Genomic DNA, 21,511 nt, shown 5'->3' on the forward strand with positions numbered 1-21,511 from the left:
CCCCGCCCGTTGCCGAGCAGGTCAGTGTTCTACGTGGGTCAATATTCGATGCAAATTACTACGCAGGGTGGGTCAGGATTCCGTGCAAATCAACAATAACCAGAAGCGCAGCCGCTATCGCGAGATCTAGACTCGTCAGGTTTCCGAGCATCCAGTTCAGCCGCCTGAATCGGTTAATGTGTGAAAACGGAACCTCGGGTGCGCCGGGAGGAAACGCAAAGAGACCTGATCTCGGAAGTAGGTGATCGTTGCCGAAATAATCTCGTTCCGCCCACGCGCTATGACGATAGCGGATAACGGCGAGCAGGTCGGCCAGAGAGCGCTCGCTGTGGCCCCCAGTCGGATGGTCTGCAAGGCTTTGCCTGGATCGGCCAGTCCCCGAGCGGTCCTGTTTAATCAGTCTCGCTATTGTCAATGGACTCGTTTTGCTCATTAGCCTTTGTCCATAGTCAAAGTGCTCAACGACTGTTTGCCAGTGTGCGCTGAAGACGCGATGAAGAATCGCTCGTCGACGCGACAGCTCAGCCTCGACTTCATCGAGGTAAGCCGCGTCGGTGCGAGCGAGCGAAATGCCGACGATTAGCGATTCCTTGTCGTCTTTATCCGGTGGTTCTCCCTCCTCAGCCGCCACGGCCGGCTCGTTCCATCGTCTTGGAAGAAAATTGGCCGGTGGCCTCGGGAAAATGACGCCAGCGGGTAGGAATTCAGTCGTTTGCTGGAGATTGCTCAGGAGTGGGAGCCAGTAGCGGACCCATTCTTCCAGCCTCGTTCGTAACTTACTTGTGCGATCGGGCCGAGTAAGACAAAACCTGTAGGCATCGACCACAAATATCTGCCACGCCTCGGCAGAGTCGGGCAACGACTTGTAACGCAGAGCAGTGAGGGCGTCCCCCAGCGCAGAAGCAGTGGTGAGCACGTTGAGCCGCGAATAGAACCTCAGACCGGTGAGCCGTCGGCAAATAGCAACGAGGAGTGGCTCTGCCTGCCTGCCCAACACGGCCAACGACGTAAGATCCTTGCCCGTACAACGGGGGCCGTTCCAGACCTCAGCCCGTATTTTATTAGTGTCGAAACAGAGCGTTATGGTTCCAACCCGAGTTTTGTGCATGTCAATTTCTCTGAGCATGCGACAACGCGCAATCCCTTTGTTATAGGGCACTCAAGCACGTTTGACAATTTTACAAGTCTGGAAAATTATCGTGATACGTCGCACGGGGAAATCGAAGTTGCAGTTCTGCAGCGCCGCGCGCACGCGCTCGCGGCTTTCGCGCACTTCCAGATCAGGCAGGCCGACGATCGAAAAAGAGGGTAATCCGTTGGCGAGGTGGACCTCGACGGTTACTTCAGGCGCGCGGCCAGAGGCCGGCGCGCGACTGCGCACCACGGCAAGCGACATGTTTTCTCCCGTCGGACGGCGCGCCGGGGCGCGCGCAAATCCCCTAAAACGCTGATGACGTCACGGCTCGCTTGCCTGTGAGGTGGACAGCACTGCGGCAGCGCTGACGCTGCGCAGTCAAGCGTTACGGCGTCTGGGTCGCGACCGGCAGCTTCTGTTCGAGCTCGGCGACACGGCGTTCCAGTTCTTCAAGGCGTGCGCGGGTGCGCACCAGCACCTGCGTCTGCGTATCGAATTCTTCACGCGTGACCAGGTCGAGTTTCGAAAAACCCTGCGACAGCATGGCTTTGACGTTGCGTTCGACATCTTTGGCCGGCGAGTTCTTGAACAGCTCGCTCATGCGTGCCTGGAAGTCGTTAAAAACGTCGTTCGGTTGTTTCATGGTGTTCCCCTTGGTGCACAAAAAATGTGCATGTTTCGTTACGTCTGTGCTTTGTTACGGCGAATGGGCGGTCTTGGTGCATTGCCCGTTGCGTGCCGTTGCCGCATGAGCGCCTTTGGTGCGCGCCCGTGCGTTCAAAACCTTCGAACACTCTAGCAACGATCCAAACGCCGCGCCAGCGCGCCCGGCCAACGTTGGCCATCCGGCCAGGGCCGCTTGCGCCCCTTTGCCGGCGTGCCCGGTGCGCAGTCTGACACAACATGGCATGCGAGTTGCTGTTACTGCCCCGCGCGCACTGCCGGGAGCTTTTTACCGGTGGCGAAACGAGACCACGCGAACGGGTTACGAGTACGCAAACGGGTTACGCAACGGGTTACGCAACTTAGCGAGGGATTTCATGAAACTCATTACCGCAATCATCAAGCCGTTCAAGCTCGATGAGGCGCGCGAAGCCTTGTCGGCCATCGGCGTTTCGGGCATCACGGTGACGGAAGTCAAAGGCTTCGGCCGCCAGAAGGGTCACACGGAGCTGTATCGCGGCGCCGAATACGTGGTGGATTTCCTGCCGAAGGTGAAGATCGAGGCCGCCGTGTCGGACGACATCGTCGATCAGGCGATCGAGGCGCTCGAACGCGCCGCGCGCACCGGCAAGATCGGCGACGGCAAGATTTTCGTCACGCCGATCGAACAGGTCATCCGGATTCGCACCGGGGAGACCGGCGCGGACGCTCTGTAACACCAAAAGATAGCGACACAGATAAGCGACAAGAGGAAACGAAGATGCGCAAACTATTGATGTCCTTGCTGATGGCCGGTTCGCTGCTCGCGGGCGGTATCGGCGCCGCCCTCGCGGACGACGCTTCCGCCCCCGCAGCCGCCTCGGCCGCTGCTTCCGATACGACGGCGAGTGCGCCGGCGCCGGACGCTTCAGCGGCGCCTGCCGCTGCCGCGGCTTCGGCACCGGCCGCTGACGCGTCCGCCGCGCCGGCTGCCAGCGCCGCTGCCGCCGCACCAGCAGCATCGGACGCTGCGCCGGCTGCCCCGACCGCGCCGTTCTCGGTCGATTCGTCGAAGATCAACTCGGGCGACACCGCCTGGATGCTGACCTCCACCGCGCTCGTGCTGTTCATGACGATCCCGGGTCTGGCGCTGTTCTACGGCGGCATGGTCCGCAAGAAAAGCGTGCTCGCGATCCTGATGCAAAGCTTCGCGATCACCTGCCTGGTGTCGATCATCTGGGTGGTGATCGGCTACACGCTGGCCTTCACGCCGGGCAACTCGTTCATCGGCGGCTTCTCGCGCTTCTTCATGGCGGGCATGAACTACATCAAGGGCGACAAGGCCACGACGCTGACCGTCAGCCACCTCGCCCCGACGATTCCCGAAACGGTCTACGTCGTCTATCAGATGACGTTCGCGATCATCACCCCGGCGCTGATCACGGGCGCGTTTGCCGACCGTATGAAGTTCTCGGCGATGCTGGTGTTCATGACGCTGTGGTCGATCATCGTCTACTCGCCGATCGCGCACATGGTCTGGGAACCGACCGGCTGGCTGGCTAGCGCGGGCATTCTCGACTTCGCGGGCGGCACGGTGGTGCACATCAACGCCGGTATCGCGGCGCTGGTCTGCGCGCTGGTGCTCGGCAAGCGTGTCGGTTACGGCAAGGAAGCGATGGCGCCGCACAACCTGACGCTCACGCTGATTGGTGGCGCGATGCTGTGGGTGGGCTGGTTCGGCTTCAACGCGGGTTCGGCAGTGGCGGCAGACGGCCGTGCCGGTTTCGCGATGTTCGCCACGCAAGTGGCAACGGCAGCCGCAGCACTCGCATGGATGTTCGCCGAATGGGCGACCAAGGGTAAGCCGTCGGTACTCGGTATCGTGTCGGGCGCCGTGGCGGGTCTGGTGGCGATTACGCCGGCTTCGGGCTTCGTCGGTATGACGGGTTCGCTGGTGATCGGAATTGCGGCAGGCGTGATCTGCTTCTGGTCGGCCACGTGGCTCAAGCACAAGCTCGGTTACGACGATTCGCTCGACGCGTTCGGCGTGCACTGCATCGGCGGTATCGTGGGTGCGCTGCTGACCGGTGTGTTTGCGGTCAAGGACATTGGCGGCGCGGACGGCAGCGTGATCCTGCAAGCCAAGGGCGTGCTGACGACGCTGGTCTACAGCGGCGTGGTGAGCTACATCCTGCTGAAGGTGATCGATATGGTAATGGGCATCCGCGTGACGGAAGAACAGGAACGCGAAGGTCTGGACGTGAGCCTGCACGGCGAACACGTCGAATAAACCCAGGCAGTCGGCGCCGCCCAGCGGCGCTGACCCGACAAGCAACAAGCGCAGCGATTTTGGCCCGCCTTTCATGGCGGGCTTTTTTCTTGGCGCTTATCTTGGAAACAGCAGATTTCCCCGCCTATCATCACGATAGCGAGAATGCATTCGCATTCGCTTGCGAATGGAGAAACCGTCCCCAAATGGGCAAAGCATTTGCAATACAATCTTTTTTCTCCAGTCTGCGAGTGATCAATGGTTCCGCACCTAGTTACGGCGTTAAACGGCCCGCTGCTCGACCTCGAGCGGAAGATCCTCGACGCCACGCCTGCCATCGAACGTTGGTTCCGGCTCGAATGGCAGGAGCACACGCCGCCGTTCTACTGTTCGGTCGATCTGCGTAACGCGGGCTTCAAGCTCGCGCCGGTCGACACCAATCTGTTCCCCGGCGCATTCAACAATCTGCCGCAGGAAGTGCTGCCGCTCGCCGTGCAGGCCGCGATGGCGTCGATCGAAAAGATCTGCCCGGACGCGAAGAACCTGCTGGTGATTCCCGAGCGCCATACCCGTAACACGTTTTATCTCGAGAACGTCGCCCGGCTGGCGGCGATCATGCGTCAGGCCGGCTTGAACGTGCGTTTCGGCACGCTCGACGAAAGCATCAACGGACCGGTCACGATCGCGTTGTCCGACGGCCAGAAGCTCGTGCTCGAACCGCTCGAACGCACGCCGCGGCGTCTGGGGCTGAAGAATTTCGATCCCTGTTCGATTCTGCTGAACAATGATCTGTCAGGCGGAATTCCGCCGATTCTGGAAAATCTGCACGAGCAGTATCTGCTGCCGCCGTTGCATGCCGGCTGGGCCGTGCGTCGCAAGTCGACGCATTTCTCCTGCTATGACGACGTCGCCAAGAAATTCGCGAAGATGGTCGAGATCGATCCATGGATGATCAATCCGTACTTCGCGCATGTGGAAGGCGTCGACTTCCAGGAGCGCACCGGCGAGGAAGCGCTGGCGGATGCGATCGACGGTGTGCTGAAGAAGATCGCCAAGAAGTATCGCGAGTACGGTATCTCCGAAAAACCGTATGTCGTGATCAAATCGGACGCCGGCACGTATGGTATGGGCGTGATGACGGTGCACGACGCCTCCGAGGTGGCCGCGCTCACCAAGCGCGAACGTGCCAAGATGGCGGCCACCAAAGACGGCCTCGAAGTGCATGACGTGATCGTGCAGGAAGGCGTGTACACCTTCGAACGGCTCGGCGACGAAGTCGCGGAACCGGTCGTGTACATGATCGACCGGTACGTCGTGGGCGGTTTCTACCGCGTGCACGGCAGCCGGGAGCGCGATCAGAATCTGAATGCGCCCGGCATGCACTTCGTGCCGCTCGGCTTCGAACACACGGCGTTGCCGGACGCGCATGCCAAGCCCGGCGCGGCGCCGCCGAACCGTTTCTATATGTATGGCGTGGTGGCGCGGCTCGGGTTGCTGGCCGCTTCGGTCGAACTGGAAAAGACCGATCCGGAAGCGATTCAGGTTTAAGCCACCCAGGGTGGTCGATGGCGGCGCGTGCCGCCATTGTCATTTTCAACGCGTAGTTTGACGCTCAATGCCAAGCCCATCAGGGCGCACCGGGACCTTCATGGACATTCTTTTCATCGCCGATCCGCTCACGCAGTTCAAGATCTACAAAGACTCGACCTACGCGATGATGGCCGAAGCGGCACGCCGTGGCCACACGGTGTACGCCTGCGAACCGAAGCATCTGGCGTGGACCGGCGGCGACGTCGAGGCGAACGTGCAGCGCTTCGCGATTGTCGGCGACGTGACCGATCTGCATCGCGACACGTGGTACGCCGCCGACGCGCCCGCAGCGCGCTCGCTCAAGAGTTTCAGCGCCGTGGTGATGCGCAAGGACCCGCCGTTCGACATGGAATACGTCACGTCGACGTGGCTGCTCGAAATGGCCGAGCGCGACGGCGCGCGCATCTTCAACAAGCCGCAAGCGATTCGCGACCATTCGGAAAAGCTCGCGATCGGCGAATTCGCGCAGTTCGTCACGCCCACGCTGGTCACGCGCGACGCGGCACGCTTGCGCGCGTTCCACGAACAGCATGGCGACGTGATTCTGAAACCGCTCGACGGCATGGGCGGCATGGGCGTGTTCCGCGTGAAGGCGGACGGCATGAACCTGGGTTCGATCATCGAAATGCTGAGCCACGACGGCGCGCGTTCGGTGATGGCGCAGAAGTTCATCCCCGAAATCAAGGAAGGCGACAAGCGCATTCTGCTGATCGGCGGCGAAGCGGTGCCGTATTCGCTGGCGCGGATTCCTCAGGGCAATGAAGTGCGCGGCAATCTGGCGGCCGGCGGCCTCGGCGTGGCGCGTCCGCTGACCGAACATGACCGCAAGATTGCCGACACGCTCGCACCGGTGCTGGCCGCACGCGGTTTGCTGCTGGCCGGACTGGATGCGATCGGCGACTGGCTGACCGAGGTGAACGTCACGAGCCCGACCTGTTTCCGCGAGATCATGGATCAGACCGGTTTCGACGTCGCCGCCATGTTTATCGACGCGTTGGAGCGCGCGGCGGCCTAGCCTTGAATGCCCGCCGCGGCCCCCAAATTGTGTAGTAAATCCGCATCAGGCAGAACACCGGCTTTGGCGCGAAAATGGGCCTGCTACAATGCCCGCTCTCCCGCGCCAAGCCGAATCGACGGCATCCGAGCGATGCCCGGGGCATAGGTTGCGGACTGTGATCGAGCCGTTTTTCAGCGCTACCGGCGTCCTGTCCGGCACGGCGCCAGGCTCGTCAGATGATGCGTTCCGGTCCTCATGGCCCACGGCCGGTCGAGGGCGCTTGGGGCCAGGGCTTTGTCCCGGTCCACGGTTCGGGGCCGTTCTTTTGCAGTAAGGCTGATATGGCAGGCATTCTGATCATTGCGCACGCTCCGTTCGCCACCGCGTTGCGCGATTGTATTTCGCACATCTATGGTGGCTTGCCGGCACGCATCGGCGTGATCGACGTCTCGCCGGATTGCGATCCGGTTGAACGGGTCGCTTTCGCGAACGCCGAGATCGAGCGTCTCAGGGAAGAAAACGGCGCGCTCGTGCTCACCGACATGTTCGGCGCCACGCCCGCGAATATCGCGGGGCGGCTCGCGACGCTGCCGGACGTGCGCGTGCTGTGCGGCGTCAATTTGCCGATGCTGGTGCGCGCGGTCTGTTATCGCGCCACGCCGCTCGACACGTTGGTCGACAAGGCGCTCGCCGGCGCCACTAAGGGCGTGCATGCGATCGGACCCGCCACGCCGGCGCCCGTCGCACCGTGCGCGGCCTCGGGCGATTGTCTTCCGGCCTTGCCGCCCGACGCGGCACCGGGCGACTGTCTGCCCACGTTGCCGGTCGGCGCCGACCTGACCCAGAAAACCGATTCGGCCGGCCTCTAGGCAGACTGGTCGGTTTGGCCCAGGCTTCAAACGCATTGCAAGCGGTTTGCAGTTTCACATTTCACCACAACACTTACCCGCGCTTCGGACCATCACATGCTGCAACAGGAAACGACTATTGTGAACAAGCTGGGGCTGCACGCGCGCGCGTCGGCCAAGTTGACGCAACTCGCGGGCAACTACCAGGCGGAAATCTGGATGAGCCGTAACGGCCGCCGTATCAACGCCAAGAGCATCATGGGCGTCATGATGCTGGCCGCGGGGATCGGCAGCACGGTGCTGATCGAAACCGAAGGGGCCGACGAAAAGGAAGCCATGGACGCATTGTTGAAACTGATTGCCGATAAATTCGGCGAAGGTCAGTAAGTTGCGCGTGCAGGTTGCGATAAGCACAAACGCCGCGGCTATCCGCGGCGTTTTTTTTAGCGCGCGACAATGAGTAGATCAAGACGCGCATGAGAAGCGCGCTTGAGAACTCTGCGAAAGCGCAACGAAGAGGCAGGCAGATTTGATTAAGGTTTGCGTAGTCCGAACGCAAGCCCGGTGAAGGCGGATCGTCGTGCCGCTTACGATTTTTCGTGCTGCGCTGCACACAGGCCCAACCTACGTGCAAACAGCGCGGAATTTATAATGACGACGAGAGTCTGAGAGCATTGCAGCGGTTTGCCGCGGCATCACACAACTAGAGGAGGTGCGCGTGTCCTTCACGCTGCATGGAATTCCCGTGTCACGCGGTATCGCCATCGGGCGGGCTTATCTGATCGCCCCGGCTGCACTTGACGTAGACCACTATCTGATCGAACCCGCCCAGATCGAGGGCGAGGTCGAGCGTTTTCGCGCGGCGCAGCAACAGGTGCACCATGAGCTCGACGCGTTGCGCGCCGATCTCGCGGCCGACGCGCCGAGCGAAATGGGCGCGTTCATCAACGTTCATTCAATGATCCTGAACGATGCGATGCTCGTGCAGGAAACCATCGATCTGATCCGCACACGCCGCTACAACGTGGAGTGGGCGCTGACCGAACAGCTCGAGCGTCTGTCGCGCCACTTCGACGATATCGAAGACGAATATTTGCGCGAGCGCAAAGCCGATATCGAACAGGTGGTGGAGCGCGTGCTGAAGGCGCTGGCGGGGGCATCGGTGGGGTTGGGCGACGACGTGCATGGCGCGTGCGACGAGATGATCGTGGTCGCGCACGACATCGCGCCGGCCGACATGATGCAATTCAAAACGCAAACGTTTCAAGGCTTTGTCACCGATCTCGGCGGCCGCACGTCGCATACGGCGATCGTCGCGCGTAGTCTGGGCATTCCGGCCGCAGTGGGCGTGCAGCACGCAAGCGCGCTGATTCGCCAGGACGACCTGATCATTGTCGACGGCGATCATGGCATCGTGATTGTCGATCCGGCGCCGATCGTGCTCGAAGAGTACTCGTACCGCCAGAGTGAAAAAGCGCTGGAGCAGCGCAAGCTGCAGCGGCTGAAGTTTTCGCCCACGCAAACGCTGTGCGGCACGCGTATCGAACTATGTGCGAATATCGAGTTGCCGGAGGACGCGAAAGCCGCGGTCGATTCGGGTGCGACCGGGGTGGGACTGTTCCGCACCGAGTTCCTGTTCATGAATCACAAGGACCGGCTGCCGGAAGAGGAAGAGCAGTTTGGCGCATACCGTCGCGCGGTGGAGTTGATGAACGGGTTGCCGGTCACGATCCGCACGATCGACGTGGGCGCCGACAAGCCGCTCGATTCGATGAGCGGCGGCGACGGTTACGAAACCGCCGCGAATCCCGCTTTGGGGCTCAGGGCGATTCGCTGGAGCCTGTCCGAGCCGCAGATGTTCCTCACGCAGTTGCGCGCGATCCTGCGAGCGTCCGCGTTCGGCACGGTGAAGATTCTGATTCCGATGCTTGCGCATGCACAGGAAATCGACCAGACGCTCGACCTGATTCGCGAAGCCAAGCGTCAGTTGGATGACGCGGGCATGGCCTACGATCCGAACGTGCAGGTCGGCGCGATGATCGAGATTCCGGCCGCCGCGATTGCGTTGCCGCTGTTCCTGAAGCGACTCGATTTCCTGTCGATCGGCACAAACGATCTGATCCAGTACACGCTGGCGATCGATCGGGCGGACAACTCGGTCGCGCATCTGTACGACCCATTGCATCCGGCGGTGCTGCATCTGATCGCCTTCACGCTGCGCGAGGCGAAGCGGGCGGGTGTGCCGGTCTCGGTGTGCGGCGAAATGGCGGGTGATCCGGCGTTGACGCGCTTGTTGCTCGGCATGGGCCTCACCGAGTTCTCGATGCACCCGAGCCAGATTCTGGTGGTCAAGCAGGAAGTGCTGCGCTCGCATCTGAAAACGCTGGAAAAGCCGGTGGCCGATGTGCTGGCTTCGTTCGAACCGGAAGAGGTGCAGGCGGCGCTCAAGCGGGTGACGCTGGTTTGATGTTTCGACGCTTCTAAAGAAAAACGCCGCACTGAAAAGTTGCGGCGTTTTTTATTGGGCGTTGTGGCGCGGTCGCTTCATTCCGAATGCGCGTGCCCACATACCGGGCAATCCGGCTGCCTTGCGATCCGCATCGTGGTCCATTCCATTCGCAACGAATCGAGCATCATCAAACGGCCCACCAGCGGTGTGCCGATGCCGCCGACGACCCTCAGCGCCTCGGCGGCCTGCATCGAGCCGATGATGCCGACGGTCGGCGCGAACACGCCCATGGTCGAGCACGCGACTTCCTCGAACGGCTGGTCTTCCGGGAACACGCACGCATAGCAGGGCGAGGCTTCTTCGCGGAAATCGAAGGTGCTGATCTGGCCGTCGAAGCGCAACGCCGCGCCCGACACCAGCGGCACGCCGTGCTTCACGCAGGCGCGGTTGATGGCGTGGCGTGTCGCGAAGTTATCCGTGCAATCGAGCACGACGGTGGCGTGCGGCACTTCGCGATCGAGCCATGCGTCGTCGATGCGTTCGTCTACCGCGTTCACCACGACCTCGGGGTTGATCTGCGCAAGCGCGTCACGCCCCGACTCCACTTTCTTGCGCCCGACCGATGCGGTCGCATGCAGGATCTGCCGCTGCAGATTGGTCAGGTCGACCGTATCGGCATCGACCAGCGTGAGACGGCCGACGCCCGCCGCGGCGAGATACATCGCCGCGGGCGAGCCCAATCCGCCCGCACCGACGATGATCGCGTGCGCGTCGATAAAACGCTGCTGCGCCTCGATGCCGATTTCGTCGACGAGGATATGGCGGGAATAGCGGAGGAGTTGATCGTCGTTCATGGCGGGGCGCGTATGGGTGTGCGCGCTGTGAAACGCAGACAAGCGGTCTGCGGTGCGCGTTTTCGTTATTTTAATCGCGCGAAGGGAACGGCTGATGGCGTGCGGCTGATACCGGGTGTCTTTGCCGCGATGGTTTTCGGCGCAGACACCCGGAGTTACACACTAAAGCGCTAAAGCTTGCTGCTTACTTGCTCGGCGCGGCGGCCGGTGCCGATGCACCCGGAACCGGCTGGGTGGGCTTCACCGCGACCGGCGCGGATGCCGACGTGGCCGGCTTGCTCTGCGCCAGACGACGCTCGCTCAGCGATTTCGATTCCTGCACCGGCTTGTTTTCGAGCTTGTTCAACGCCTGCTGCAGCATGAAGTCGTCGTTCGAGCCGAATTCCACCGGCTTGCGCTCACGATCCTTCTGGCGCTGTTCCGGCGTCTTCTTGTCGTTCTGCTCCTCGAGGATGCGCAGTTGTTCCATGCGATCCGTTTCACGCTGTTCCGCTTCCTTCTTCTCGTTCGGATCTTGCGTGTTCGCAAGGTGATTCGAGTAGTCGACTTCGCGCGTGACGAGTGCATCGTCCGGATCGCCTTCGGCGTACTGGTCGACCGCGATGTCAGGACGGATGCCCTTGTTCTGGATCGAGCGGCCGCTCGGCGTGTAGTAGTACGCCGTGGTCAGACGCAGCGCGGTATCGGCGGTCATGGGGCGCACGGTTTGCACCGAGCCCTTGCCGAAGGTGGTCTTGCCGACGATCAGCGCACGATGCTGATCCTGCAGCGCGCCCGCGACGATTTCCGACGCCGACGCGGAGTACGCGTTGGTCAGCACGACCATCGGCACGGTCTTGAAGATCGGTGCTTCGTCTTTCAGCGGATCGCTGTCGAAAGACTGCAGACGGTAGTTGTCGTAGGTATCGCGGTAGACCTGCTTCGAGTCCGGAATCTGGCCGTTGGTCGACACCACCACCGAATCCGGCGGCAGGAACGCGCCGGCCACGCCGACCGCGCTTTGCAGCAGACCGCCGCCGTTGTTGCGCAGGTCGAGCACGAGACCCTTCAGGTTCGGCTGCTGACGCGCGATGTCCTGCAGGCGAGCGGCCAGGTCAGGCGTGGTGCGTTCCTGGAAGCTCGTGATACGGATATACGCGTAGCCCGGCGCGAGAATCTTCATCTTGACCGACTGGACCTTGATGATTGCGCGCGTGACCGTGAGCGGGAACGTGCGGTCGTCGGTCTTGCGGAAGATCGTGAGCGTGACCTTGGTGCCCGGGTCGCCGCGCATCTGCTTGACCGCCTGGTCGAGCGTCATGCCGCGAACCGGCTTGTCGTTAATGCGCGTGATCAGGTCGCCCGGACGAATGCCGGCGCGGAACGCTGGCGTGTCTTCGATCGGCGAAATCACCTTGATCAGGCCGTCTTCCGACGAAATTTCGATGCCGAGACCCGCGAAGCGACCCTTGGTCTGCTCCTGCAGTTCTTCGTAATCGGTCTTGTCGAGATACGACGAGTGCGGGTCGAGACTCGCCACCATGCCCTTGATGGCTGCGGTGAGGAGCTTCTTGTCGTCGACCGGTTCGACGTACTCGTGCTTGATTTGCCCGAACACTTCGGCAAAGAGCCTGAGCTGGTCCAGCGGCAGCGGCGTGGCGGTGCTTGATGCGGCGCTGGCGGGTTGCTGGGCCGAGGCCGACAGTTGCAGGGTGGCAAATACACCGGTAGCAAGGCCCGCGGCAATCAGGCCGATATTTTTCAGGTTCTTTCGCATAGAGTCTGTTGCGGTCGGAAGCGCGTGGCAGCGTCGATAGAGATGGGGACGGACAAGTATAACTGCACACCCGCCCACAAAGGGCGCAGCGCAGGCAATCGTGATTCGACAGCGCAGGCCAAGCCTGGTTCGTGAGATCGTACCCGCGACGCGAAGTAATGTGCGGTAACGGCCAAAGCGCATGCGAAGCAGCAGGAAGGCCGCATGCACATGGCTGGAAAATGGCAGCAGAGTGGCTGCGAAATGGCCGTGCTGCAAGAGAGGGACGAAGGCCGGAACATCGGCCTTCGCAGGTAACGCTGATCAGCCGGCCTTGCCTTGCTTGGCGACCGCGGCTTGTGCCTTGGCGATCGCTTCCTGGTCGCCCAGGTAGTAATGCTTGATCGGCTTCAGGTTCTCGTCGAGTTCATAGACGAGCGGCACGCCGTTCGGAATATTCAGCCCGACGATGTCGTCGTCGGAAATATTGTCGAGGTACTTCACCATGGCACGGATCGAGTTGCCGTGGGCGGCGATCACGACCTTGCGGCCCGACTTGATGGCCGGCGCGATCGACTCGTTCCACAGCGGCAGCACACGCGCCACCGTGTCTTTCAGGCATTCGGTCAGCGGCAGCTGTTCGCGCGGCACCTTGGCGTAACGCGGATCGTCGTACGGCGCGCGTTCGTCGGTCGGCTCCAGGGCCGGCGGCGGCGTGTCGTAGCTGCGGCGCCAGACCAGCACCTGCTCGTCGCCGAACTTCGCGGCGGTTTCGGCCTTGTTCAGACCCGACAGCGCGCCGTAGTGGCGCTCGTTCAGGCGCCACGAATGCACCACCGGCAGGTACATCAGATCCATCTTGTCCTGCACGTGCCACAGCGTGCGAATGGCGCGTTTGAGCACCGACGTGTAGGCGATATCGAACGTGTAGCCCGATTCCTTCAGCAGCACGCCTGCCTGCTGCGCTTCCCGGTTGCCCTGTTCGGTGAGGTCGACGTCGACCCAGCCGGTGAAGCGGTTTTCCTTGTTCCACGTCGATTCGCCGTGGCGGATGAGAACGAGTTTGTACATGAGATTGCCGGTCGGTAGTAAGGAAGCGGTAAAAGCGTTGCGAGGGCTCGTTTGACGGAGCGTCGCCATCGCGTCAGACGGTTATTTTATAATGGCTGGATTGCCCTTTTCGATTTCTCTCTTTTTCGGCGGATTTTCCGTGAAGTTTTTCACTGATTACACAAACCTTGTACTGATCGCTATCGTCCTCATCTCTGGTGGGTTGCTGCTGTGGCCGACGATCAGCCGGCGTGGGCGCGGTGGCCTGTCGGCCGCTGAAGCCACCCAACTGATCAATCGGCGCAATGCGGCGGTCATCGATCTGCGGCCGTCCGCCGAGTTCGCCAAGGGCCATTTGCCCGCGGCACGGCAGCTTGAATTTGCCGAATTGCAGGCGAAAGTCGCGCAACTCGTCAAAAACAAGAACAACCCGGTACTGCTGGTTTGCCAGACCGGCCAGCAGTCGAACAAGGCAGCGCGTATCGTGCAGGATGCAGGGTATGCCGAAGTCCATGTTCTCGAAGGCGGTGTCGACGCCTGGCAGAAAGCCGGTATGCCGGTCGTGAAACAAGGAGCAGCCAAGTGAACAAAGTGATCATGTACAGCACCCAGGTGTGCCCGTATTGCCAGATGGCCGAACGTCTTTTAAAGTCGCGCGGCGTCGAGCATGTTGAGAAGGTACTGATCGACAAGGACCCGGCCCGTCGTGAAGAAATGATGACCCGGACGGGTCGTCGCACGGTGCCGCAGGTGTTCATCGGCGAGACGCATGTCGGCGGGTACGATGACCTGTCCGCGCTCGACCGCGCGGGCGGTTTGATGCCGCTGCTCGAAGCAACCGCCTGACTTCGCGCGCCGACCGGCGCTCGAATGGGCGGGTGAAATACAAGCCGGCGCATCCTCGCCCGATCCGGGTGGGCGGCGCGCCGCAACGATCTGGCGGTCCATGCAGGCATGGGCCGCCGTTACGCATACCTATCAGGGAATCACTTCATCATGTCCGACGAGAATAACCAGCCGTTCTTCAACATCCAGCGCATTTACCTGAAGGACATGTCGCTCGAGCAGCCGAATTCGCCGGGCATCTTCCTCGAGCAGGAAATGCCGTCGGTGGAAGTGGAAGTCGACGTGAAGGCCGAGCGCCTCGCCGACACCGTATTCGAAATCCTCGTCACGGGCACGGTCACGGCCAAGGTGTCGGACAAGGTTGCGTTCCTGATCGAAGCCAAGCAAGCCGGTATTTTCGACATCCGCAACATTCCGGCCGAGCAGATCGATCCGCTGGTCGGCATTGCCTGCCCGACGATCCTGTTCCCGTACCTGCGCTCGAACATTGCCGACGCGATCACCCGCGCCGGTTTCCCGCCGATCCACCTCGCCGAGATCAACTTCCAGGCGCTGTACGAGCAACGCCTCGCGCAGATGGGTAGCCAGGAAGGCGCGGCGCAGAACGGCGTCACGCACTAAGTGTCCGAGGCAGTGCCGGCTATGAAGGTTGCTGTCCTTGGCGCCGGCGCATGGGGCACAGCCCTCGCCGGCCATCTGGCCGTACGGCACGACACGGTGTTGTGGGCGCGCGAAGCCGCGCTCATTACCGACCTCTCCGCCTCGCACGAAAACGCCCGCTATCTGGCGGGCGTTGCTTTGCCTGCGGCGCTTCGCTATGAAGCCAACCTGAACGCGGCGCTCGACCACGCGCTGGCCGACGACGCGTTGTGCGTCGTGGCAACACCCGTGGCGGGTTTGCGCGGTCTGTTTCAGGCCATGCGCGACGCGGGCAAAGTGCCAGCGCATGTGGTGTGGTTGTGCAAGGGTTTCGAAGCCGATTCGCAGTTGCTGCCGCATCAGGTGGTGGCGGCCGAACTGGCGGGGCATGCCAGCAATGGCGTGCTGTCCGGTCCGAGTTTCGCGCGAGAAGTCGGGCAGGGCTTGCCGGTCGCGCTGACGATCGCGAGCGGTTCGGCGGTGTGCCGCGAGCGCACGGTCGCCGCATTTCATCATGGCGCGATGCGTATCTATACCGGCGACGACGTCGTCGGCGTGGAAGTGGGCGGCGCGGTGAAGAACGTGCTGGCGATCGCGACCGGCATCGCCGACGGTCTCGGGCTCGGTCTGAACGCGCGGGCCGCGCTGATCACGCGTGGTCTGGCCGAAATGTCCCGCCTCGGCGTGACGCTCAGTGGACGGGCGGAAACGTTCACGGGTCTCACTGGTTTGGGCGATCTGATTCTGACCGCCACCGGCGACCTGTCGCGCAATCGTACGGTCGGCGTGCAACTCGCCGCGGGCCGTACGCTCGACGACATTCTCGGCGGCCTCGGCCACGTGGCCGAAGGGGTGCGTTGTGCGCAAGCCGTTCTGGCCATTGCGCGCGCGCATGCGATCGAGATGCCGATCACGCAGGCGGTCTGCGCCGTGCTGTTCGACGGCGTGGCGCCTCGCGACGCCGTCAGCGCTCTTTTGCGGCGCGATTCCAAAGCGGAATAAGCGTTGTCTTCCAGCCGTTTAGCGCGTAAAAGCGCCGAACGGCTGGCCACCGTCGCGGTCCACGTTGTTATCGACGCTTCGGACTCGCGAGGTTCCCATGCTCAATATCAATGGTTGCACGCTGGAAGCGCGCCGGGTGGATATCACCACGCTCGCCGTGGACGCGATCGTCAACGCCGCGAATACCTCTCTATTAGGCGGTGGCGGGGTGGATGGCGCGATTCATCGAGCGGCCGGCAAGGATTTGCTGCGCGAATGCGAGACGCTCGGCGGCTGCGCGACCGGGGACGCGAAGCTCACTGGTGGTTACCGCTTGCCGGCCAGCTACTTGATCCACGCAGTCGGGCCGGTCTGGCGGGGTGGCGCGCAGGGCGAGGCCAAATTGCTGGCGTCCTGCTACCGGCGCTCGCTAGAAGTTGCGCGTGATGCGCAGTGCGCGAGCATCGCGTTTCCCGCAATTAGTTGCGGCATCTACCATTTTCCCGCCGACGATGCCGTGCGGATCGCGGTCGGTACCGTGCTCGACACCTTGCGGCACATGCCGCGAATCGAGCGAGTCGTGTTCGCCTGTTTCGACGACGCAATGCTCGCACGCTACCAGGCCGAACTAACGCGCTGTCAGGCGCCGCCGTCGAAGCCGGTCTGACGCCACGCCTCGAACACCACGATCGCAACCGTATTCGACAGGTTCAGGCTGCGGTTGCCGGGCCGCATCGGCAGGCGCACGCGTTGTTCGCCGGCAAACTGGTCAAGCACCGTGTCGGACAGGCCGCGCGTCTCGGCGCCGAACACGAACCAGTCGCCGGACTGGAAGGCGTGCTCGTGAAAGCGGCCCGAGCCGCGCGTGGTGAACGCGAACATGCGCGTCGGGTCCGGCGTTTCCTTGGCGACGAACGCAGCCCAGTCGGGGTGCACGTTCATTTGCGCATACTCGTGATAGTCGAGGCCGGCGCGGCGCAGCTTGGCGTCGTCGAGGGGGAAGCCGAGCGGTTCGATCAGATGCAGCCGCGCGCCGGTGTTGGCGCAGAGGCGGATCACGTTGCCGGTGTTCGGCGGAATTTCGGGTTCGACGAGAACGACATTGAACATGATGGGATGAGATTGGGAGACTAGTTTTTCGGGGTGCGCAGCGCGACAAAATTGGTGACCCGGCGCGCGCCCGCTGCTTTCAGCGTGCGCGCCAGCGCTTCGAGCGTGGCGCCTGTCGTCATCACATCGTCCACGACACCGACATGCAGACCATTGACGCTCGCCCTGACCTTGAACGCGCGGCCCACGTTCTGGCGGCGCGCGTCGAGGTCGAGCCGCGACTGCGGCGCGGTGTGGATCACACGCAGCAGCAAGGTGGCGTCGCTGCGCAGTTTCAGCGCGCGGGCCAGCGGCCTGGCGATCTGCCAGGCCTGGTTGTAGCCGCGCTCGGCGAGACGTTGCCGCGCCAGCGGCACGGGGGCGATCACGTCGGGCATGTCGGATGCATCGCGCCACGAGTCTTGCGCCAGACGCGCGAGACGTTGCGCGAACTCGCGCGCCAGCATCAACCGGGCGCGGAATTTCAGACCGACCGCCAGTGTGTCGAGCGGTGCGCGGTAGTCGGCGAGGGCGAAGGTCGCGTCGAACGGCGGCGGCTCGCCGACGCAGTCCGCACAGCGGTATTGCGTGTGGCCCGCCCAGCGTGTCGAAGCGAGCGGCACCGCACAGGTGGTGCAGCGCACGCTGCTTTCGTTCCAGTACGCTTCGTCGCAACAGACGCATAGCGTGTTATGCGACAAATTGCCGCATAACACGCACAGATTCGGCAACGCTGCCTGCATCACGTGCGGCCATGCCGAAGTCAGGCCACGCGCAAAACGCATGAACCGGCCGCCGGATGACGAAGAAAATGGTCGGAGTGCCACGATTGGAAGGCCCGCGCAGGCCGTCTCCGCTGAATGGAAGGAAACGAACGAGTATACTTCCTGCTCTACGCCAGTACGACACCCATGTCCCCAACTCCCGCTCAATCAGGCCGTCCGGCCTACGATTCACGGCGTCTCCGGCGCATCTTCGACCGCCGCGCGGTGACCTTCGACGACGTCGCGTTCCTGCCGCGCGAGATCGCGCAGCGCATGCGTGAGCGGCTCGATTACATCAAGGTCACGCCGGCCAGCGTGCTCGACGCCGGTTGCGGCGCGGGCGAAGACCTCCCCGCGTTGCGCGAGCGCTTCCCCGAAGCGCCGGTATTTGGCACCGACCTGTCGCACGGCATGCTGACCCGTGCGTTACACCATGACTCGGGCGACACGAGCTGGCGGCGCTTCCTGCCGGCTTCGCTCGGCAAGGCGCTCGGCGCCCGCGGTCCGCGCTTCGCGCAGGCCGACTTCTCGGCGCTGCCGTTCGCGGCCGGCGCCTTCGAATTCATCTGGTCCAACCTCGCGCTGCATTGGCACTCGCGGCCCGATCTCGTGTTTCCGGAGTGGCAGCGCGTGCTCAAGGTCAACGGCCTGCTGATGTTCAGCACGCTGGGCCCCGACACGCTCAAGGAGTTGCGTGGCGCATATGCCGAGGTCGAGGCCGCACACGGCATCGCTTCGCGCAAGCATGTGATCGACTTCGTCGATATGCACGATCTGGGCGATATGCTGGTCGAGAGCGGCTTCGAAATTCCTGTGATGGATCAGGAAGTGCTCACCATTACCTATAAGTCGCCGGAGTCGCTGCTCGCGGACGTGCGTCGCTGGGGCGCCTATCCGTTCGAGCGCGCGTTCGAGCGCGAAGCGTCCGCGGGCGGCGCCGCGCGTCGGCTGCACAAGGCTTTGCTGGCGGCGCTCGAAGCGCGTCGGCGCGCCGACGGCACCCTTGCGCTGACCTTCGAGGTGATCTACGGGCACGCGTGGAAAGCCGTGCCGCGCACCACCGCCGAAGGTCACGGAATCGTGCGAATCGAGGACATCGGACGAGGTTCATCGAGGAATCGTTGAAGCGGTAAAGACGACATCTGTTATGTCTGAAATTTCCACTTCAAAAGACGCGCAAAAGCTGCGTCAAAACGGCGCGGAGGCTTGTCGCGTCGGGCTTTTGGGCCATTTGGCCCTTGCTTGTGGATGCCATGGATCGCGCCTATAATGCGTCAGTTTGTCGCCCGGAGTCCCCACATTTGGGGCGGCAGGCCGGAGGCAAAGTACTGCATGATGAGGAGACTCGGTTGTGATCGGGCGGCTGGTTCAGAGGGCCGCGCCACATGACCGAAAGCGGTGATTCGCAGGAGGCAGCGATGGAAGCATCAGATCTGCTGGCGGATTCAGAACCAGTTCTCAAGGACTGGACCATGAAACGCAACTGTTCGATATCGCCGCGGCAGTTCGTCGGTTTCTACGTGTCGCTTGCGTTGTTCTCGTTGGCAATTGCCTTCATGCTGGTTCTGGTCGGCGCCTGGCTGGTGTTGCCGTTCACCGGTATCGAATTGCTGGCGGTGGGTATCGCGTTTGCCATATACGCGCGTCATGCTGTGGATTACGAGCGCATCCGGCTGTTTCCGAACCGGCTCGTGATCGAGCAGGTCAGCGCCGAGAAGCTCACGCAGTTCGAATTCAATCCGCGCTGGGTGCGGATCGAGCCGGGCGCAACACCGCGTGACCAGATCAAACTGGTCTCGCGCGGCCAGACGATCATGATCGGGCAACATCTCGCGCAGTATCGGCGCGCGCAGTTCGCAGGTGAATTGCGTATGTGGCTCACGCATTGTTAGAGGCGTTGAGACGCGCGGCGTTCAAGGGGAGCGCGAGACAGCCTGTCGGTGGGGTCGAGGGTTTGAATGGAAAATTTGGGTAAGGAAGCTATGAAAACAATCAAGCGAGCCCTCATGGGTGTGCTGGCGATGAGCGGACTGCTTTTCGCCGGTGCAGCCCTGGCAGTGGGCGATGTTCCGGGCGGCCCTGCCGTCAACGAGATCAATCTCCAGCCGCCTGCGACAAAAATCGCTGAGGAGCTCTTCAGCCTCCACATGTTCATGCTGGTTCTGTGCCTGGTCATCTTCGTCGGCGTGTTCGGCGTGATGTTCTATTCGATCTTTGCGCACCGCAAATCGAAAGGCCACAAAGCTTCGAATTTCCACGAAAGCACCACCGTCGAAATCATCTGGACGATCGTCCCGTTTGTCATCGTCGTGCTGATGGCGCTGCCGGCCACCAAGACCGTCGTCGCGATGAAAGACACCACGAATGCCGACCTCACCGTCAAGGTCACCGGCTATCAGTGGAAATGGGGCTACGACTACGTGAAGGGCCCGGGCGAAGGCATCAACTTCCTGTCCACGCTGGCCACGCCGCGTGCGCAAACCGATGGCCGCGAGCCGATTTCCACCACGTATCTGCAGGAAGTCGACAATCCGCTGGTTGTCCCGGTCGACAAGAAAATCCGCATCATCACCACCGCGAACGACGTGGTCCACTCCTGGTACGTGCCGGCTTTCGGCGTGAAGCAGGACGCGATCCCGGGTTTCGTGCGCGACACGTGGTTCAAGGCTGACAAGACCGGTACGTTCCGCGGCTTCTGTACTGAGTTGTGCGGCAAGGAACACGCGTTCATGCCGGTGGTGGTCGAAGTGCTGTCCGCCGACGACTACGCGAAGTGGGTCGAAACGCAAAAGGCGAAATTGGCCGCAGGCCAGGACGACCCGAACAAGACCTACACGATGGCCGAGCTGATGGAACGCGGCGGCAAGGTGTACACGGCGAACTGCGCGGTCTGTCACCAGCCGAACGGCAAGGGCGCGGGCGCATTCCCGGCGCTCGACGGCAGCAAGATCGCCAACGGCCCGATCGCCGAGCACGTCAGCCTGGTGCTGAAGGGCAAGAACGCGATGCCGTCCTGGGCGCCTACGCTGAACGACGTCGAAATCGCTTCGGTGATCACGTACGAGCGTAACTCGTGGGGCAACCACACCGGCGACATTCTCCAGCCGAAGCAGATTCTGGACGCCCGCAACGGCAAGCTGCCGGAAGGCGGCAACCATCTGGCCGACGCAGCAGGTGCGGGCGCAGCGGCAAGCGGCGCGGAAGCAGCGTCGGGCGCGGCGGCGGCATCGGGAGCGGCCGCAGCGGCAGCCGGCTCGGACAGCGCGGCGGGCACGCAGGCAGCGCTGCCGGCCAGCGTCTACTTCGACACCGGCAAGAGCACACTGCCGGCCGACGCGAAAGCGGCGGTCGACGCGGCCGCAGCCTACGCGAAGGCGCATCCGGACGCGAAATTCACGCTGTCGGGCTTCACCGACGCGACCGGCTCCGCCGACGTCAACGCGAAACTCGCGAAGACCCGCGCGGAAGCCGTGCGCGACGCACTGAAAGCAGCCGGCATTGCCGAAGACCATATTATTTTAAAGAAGCCGGAAACGATCACGGGCGGCAGCGACGCGAAAGAAGCCCGGCGTGTTCAGATCAGCCCGGCCGCCTGACGTGTTCATGGTCAGCACCGCAGTATT

Annotated in this window: 23 protein-coding genes; 15 read left to right on the plus strand and 8 right to left on the minus strand. The window is 62.5% G+C overall.

Features of this window, described 5'->3' with window-relative positions:
- Positions 1–58 precede the first annotated feature (58 nt).
- The 3 genes from BX591_RS36115 to BX591_RS15810 all read right to left on the minus strand — a co-directional run bounded on the left by BX591_RS36115 (position 59) and on the right by BX591_RS15810 (position 1,778).
- Positions 59–631, minus strand: a complete 573-nt coding sequence (locus BX591_RS36115; RefSeq protein WP_146749775.1) for a hypothetical protein — start codon at positions 629–631, stop codon at positions 59–61.
- 528 nt (positions 632–1,159) lie between these two features.
- Entirely contained in the window at positions 1,160–1,396 is a 237-nt protein-coding gene (locus tag BX591_RS15805; protein WP_276330770.1) for a magnesium chelatase domain-containing protein, read from the minus strand.
- 124 nt (positions 1,397–1,520) lie between these two features.
- Complete coding sequence (locus BX591_RS15810) at positions 1,521–1,778, minus strand: accessory factor UbiK family protein (RefSeq protein WP_035553708.1); 258 nt, start codon at positions 1,776–1,778, stop codon at positions 1,521–1,523.
- A gap of 397 nt (positions 1,779–2,175) precedes the next feature.
- Between BX591_RS15810 and BX591_RS15815 the strand changes: the two genes are divergently transcribed.
- The 7 genes from BX591_RS15815 to ptsP all read left to right on the plus strand — a co-directional run bounded on the left by BX591_RS15815 (position 2,176) and on the right by ptsP (position 9,948).
- Positions 2,176–2,514 carry a P-II family nitrogen regulator gene (locus BX591_RS15815; RefSeq protein ID WP_006048089.1) on the plus strand — a complete coding sequence of 113 codons (339 nt, stop codon included), beginning with the start codon at positions 2,176–2,178 and terminating at the stop codon, positions 2,512–2,514.
- Between the two features lie 44 nt (positions 2,515–2,558).
- Positions 2,559–4,067 carry an ammonium transporter gene (locus BX591_RS15820; protein WP_111932354.1) on the plus strand — a complete coding sequence of 503 codons (1,509 nt, stop codon included), beginning with the start codon at positions 2,559–2,561 and terminating at the stop codon, positions 4,065–4,067.
- Between the two features lie 237 nt (positions 4,068–4,304).
- Positions 4,305–5,594 (plus strand): glutamate--cysteine ligase, encoded by a 1,290-nt coding sequence (gene gshA, locus BX591_RS15825; RefSeq protein ID WP_111932355.1) that lies wholly within the window; start codon positions 4,305–4,307, stop codon positions 5,592–5,594.
- A gap of 100 nt (positions 5,595–5,694) precedes the next feature.
- A complete protein-coding gene (gshB, locus tag BX591_RS15830) occupies positions 5,695–6,651 on the plus strand; it encodes a glutathione synthase (RefSeq protein WP_111932356.1) in 957 nt (318 codons plus the stop codon).
- Between the two features lie 323 nt (positions 6,652–6,974).
- Entirely contained in the window at positions 6,975–7,502 is a 528-nt protein-coding gene (locus BX591_RS15835) for a PTS sugar transporter subunit IIA (protein ID WP_111932357.1), read from the plus strand.
- A 96-nt stretch (positions 7,503–7,598) separates the two neighbouring features.
- Positions 7,599–7,868 carry an HPr family phosphocarrier protein gene (locus tag BX591_RS15840; RefSeq protein ID WP_007179472.1) on the plus strand — a complete coding sequence of 90 codons (270 nt, stop codon included), beginning with the start codon at positions 7,599–7,601 and terminating at the stop codon, positions 7,866–7,868.
- Between the two features lie 331 nt (positions 7,869–8,199).
- Positions 8,200–9,948: a phosphoenolpyruvate--protein phosphotransferase gene (gene ptsP, locus BX591_RS15845; RefSeq protein ID WP_111932358.1), complete on the plus strand. Its 1,749-nt coding sequence runs from the start codon at positions 8,200–8,202 to the stop codon at positions 9,946–9,948.
- 77 nt (positions 9,949–10,025) lie between these two features.
- Here the strand turns inward: ptsP and BX591_RS15850 are convergent, their stop codons facing one another.
- The 3 genes from BX591_RS15850 to gpmA all read right to left on the minus strand — a co-directional run bounded on the left by BX591_RS15850 (position 10,026) and on the right by gpmA (position 13,590).
- Positions 10,026–10,784, minus strand: coding sequence for a HesA/MoeB/ThiF family protein (locus BX591_RS15850; RefSeq protein WP_111932359.1), 759 nt, complete (start codon positions 10,782–10,784; stop codon positions 10,026–10,028).
- Between the two features lie 184 nt (positions 10,785–10,968).
- On the minus strand, positions 10,969–12,540 hold the full coding sequence (locus BX591_RS15855; protein ID WP_111932360.1) for a S41 family peptidase: 1,572 nt from the start codon (positions 12,538–12,540) through the stop codon (positions 10,969–10,971).
- 303 nt (positions 12,541–12,843) lie between these two features.
- Entirely contained in the window at positions 12,844–13,590 is a 747-nt protein-coding gene (gene gpmA, locus BX591_RS15860; RefSeq protein ID WP_111932361.1) for a 2,3-diphosphoglycerate-dependent phosphoglycerate mutase, read from the minus strand.
- Positions 13,591–13,729: 139 nt separating this feature from the next.
- On the opposite strand from gpmA, the gene BX591_RS15865 reads away from it, so the two are divergent.
- The 5 genes from BX591_RS15865 (at position 13,730) to BX591_RS15885 (ending at position 16,702) form a co-directional block, all read left to right on the plus strand.
- Entirely contained in the window at positions 13,730–14,155 is a 426-nt protein-coding gene (locus tag BX591_RS15865) for a rhodanese-like domain-containing protein (protein WP_035562459.1), read from the plus strand.
- A complete protein-coding gene (grxC, locus tag BX591_RS15870) occupies positions 14,152–14,415 on the plus strand; it encodes a glutaredoxin 3 (protein ID WP_007179466.1) in 264 nt (87 codons plus the stop codon). Before BX591_RS15865 ends, grxC begins: the two co-directional genes overlap by 4 nt.
- Before the next feature lie 150 nt (positions 14,416–14,565).
- A complete protein-coding gene (secB, locus tag BX591_RS15875; protein ID WP_074762880.1) occupies positions 14,566–15,036 on the plus strand; it encodes a protein-export chaperone SecB in 471 nt (156 codons plus the stop codon).
- A gap of 21 nt (positions 15,037–15,057) precedes the next feature.
- Positions 15,058–16,056: an NAD(P)H-dependent glycerol-3-phosphate dehydrogenase gene (locus BX591_RS15880; RefSeq protein ID WP_111932362.1), complete on the plus strand. Its 999-nt coding sequence runs from the start codon at positions 15,058–15,060 to the stop codon at positions 16,054–16,056.
- Positions 16,057–16,153: 97 nt separating this feature from the next.
- Positions 16,154–16,702, plus strand: coding sequence for an O-acetyl-ADP-ribose deacetylase (locus BX591_RS15885; RefSeq protein WP_111932363.1), 549 nt, complete (start codon positions 16,154–16,156; stop codon positions 16,700–16,702).
- Here BX591_RS15885 and trmL read toward each other — a convergent pair.
- Both trmL and BX591_RS15895 read right to left on the minus strand, forming a co-directional pair.
- Entirely contained in the window at positions 16,675–17,145 is a 471-nt protein-coding gene (gene trmL, locus BX591_RS15890; RefSeq protein WP_111932364.1) for a tRNA (uridine(34)/cytosine(34)/5-carboxymethylaminomethyluridine(34)-2'-O)-methyltransferase TrmL, read from the minus strand. The two genes, BX591_RS15885 and trmL, sit on opposite strands and share 28 nt — an antisense overlap.
- Positions 17,146–17,165: 20 nt before the next feature.
- Positions 17,166–17,909, minus strand: coding sequence for a ComF family protein (locus tag BX591_RS15895; RefSeq protein WP_111932365.1), 744 nt, complete (start codon positions 17,907–17,909; stop codon positions 17,166–17,168).
- Between the two features lie 126 nt (positions 17,910–18,035).
- On the opposite strand from BX591_RS15895, the gene BX591_RS15900 reads away from it, so the two are divergent.
- From BX591_RS15900 to coxB, 3 genes are all read left to right on the plus strand, one after another.
- A complete protein-coding gene (locus BX591_RS15900; RefSeq protein ID WP_111932366.1) occupies positions 18,036–19,013 on the plus strand; it encodes a methyltransferase domain-containing protein in 978 nt (325 codons plus the stop codon).
- A gap of 293 nt (positions 19,014–19,306) precedes the next feature.
- Complete coding sequence (locus BX591_RS15905; protein WP_111932367.1) at positions 19,307–19,780, plus strand: DUF2244 domain-containing protein; 474 nt, start codon at positions 19,307–19,309, stop codon at positions 19,778–19,780.
- Between the two features lie 66 nt (positions 19,781–19,846).
- Positions 19,847–21,484, plus strand: coding sequence for a cytochrome c oxidase subunit II (coxB, locus tag BX591_RS15910; protein WP_111932368.1), 1,638 nt, complete (start codon positions 19,847–19,849; stop codon positions 21,482–21,484).
- Positions 21,485–21,511 lie beyond the last annotated feature (27 nt).

Origin of the sequence: Paraburkholderia bryophila (genome assembly GCF_003269035.1) — a bacterium.
Classification (GTDB): Bacteria; Pseudomonadota; Gammaproteobacteria; order Burkholderiales; family Burkholderiaceae; genus Paraburkholderia; species Paraburkholderia bryophila.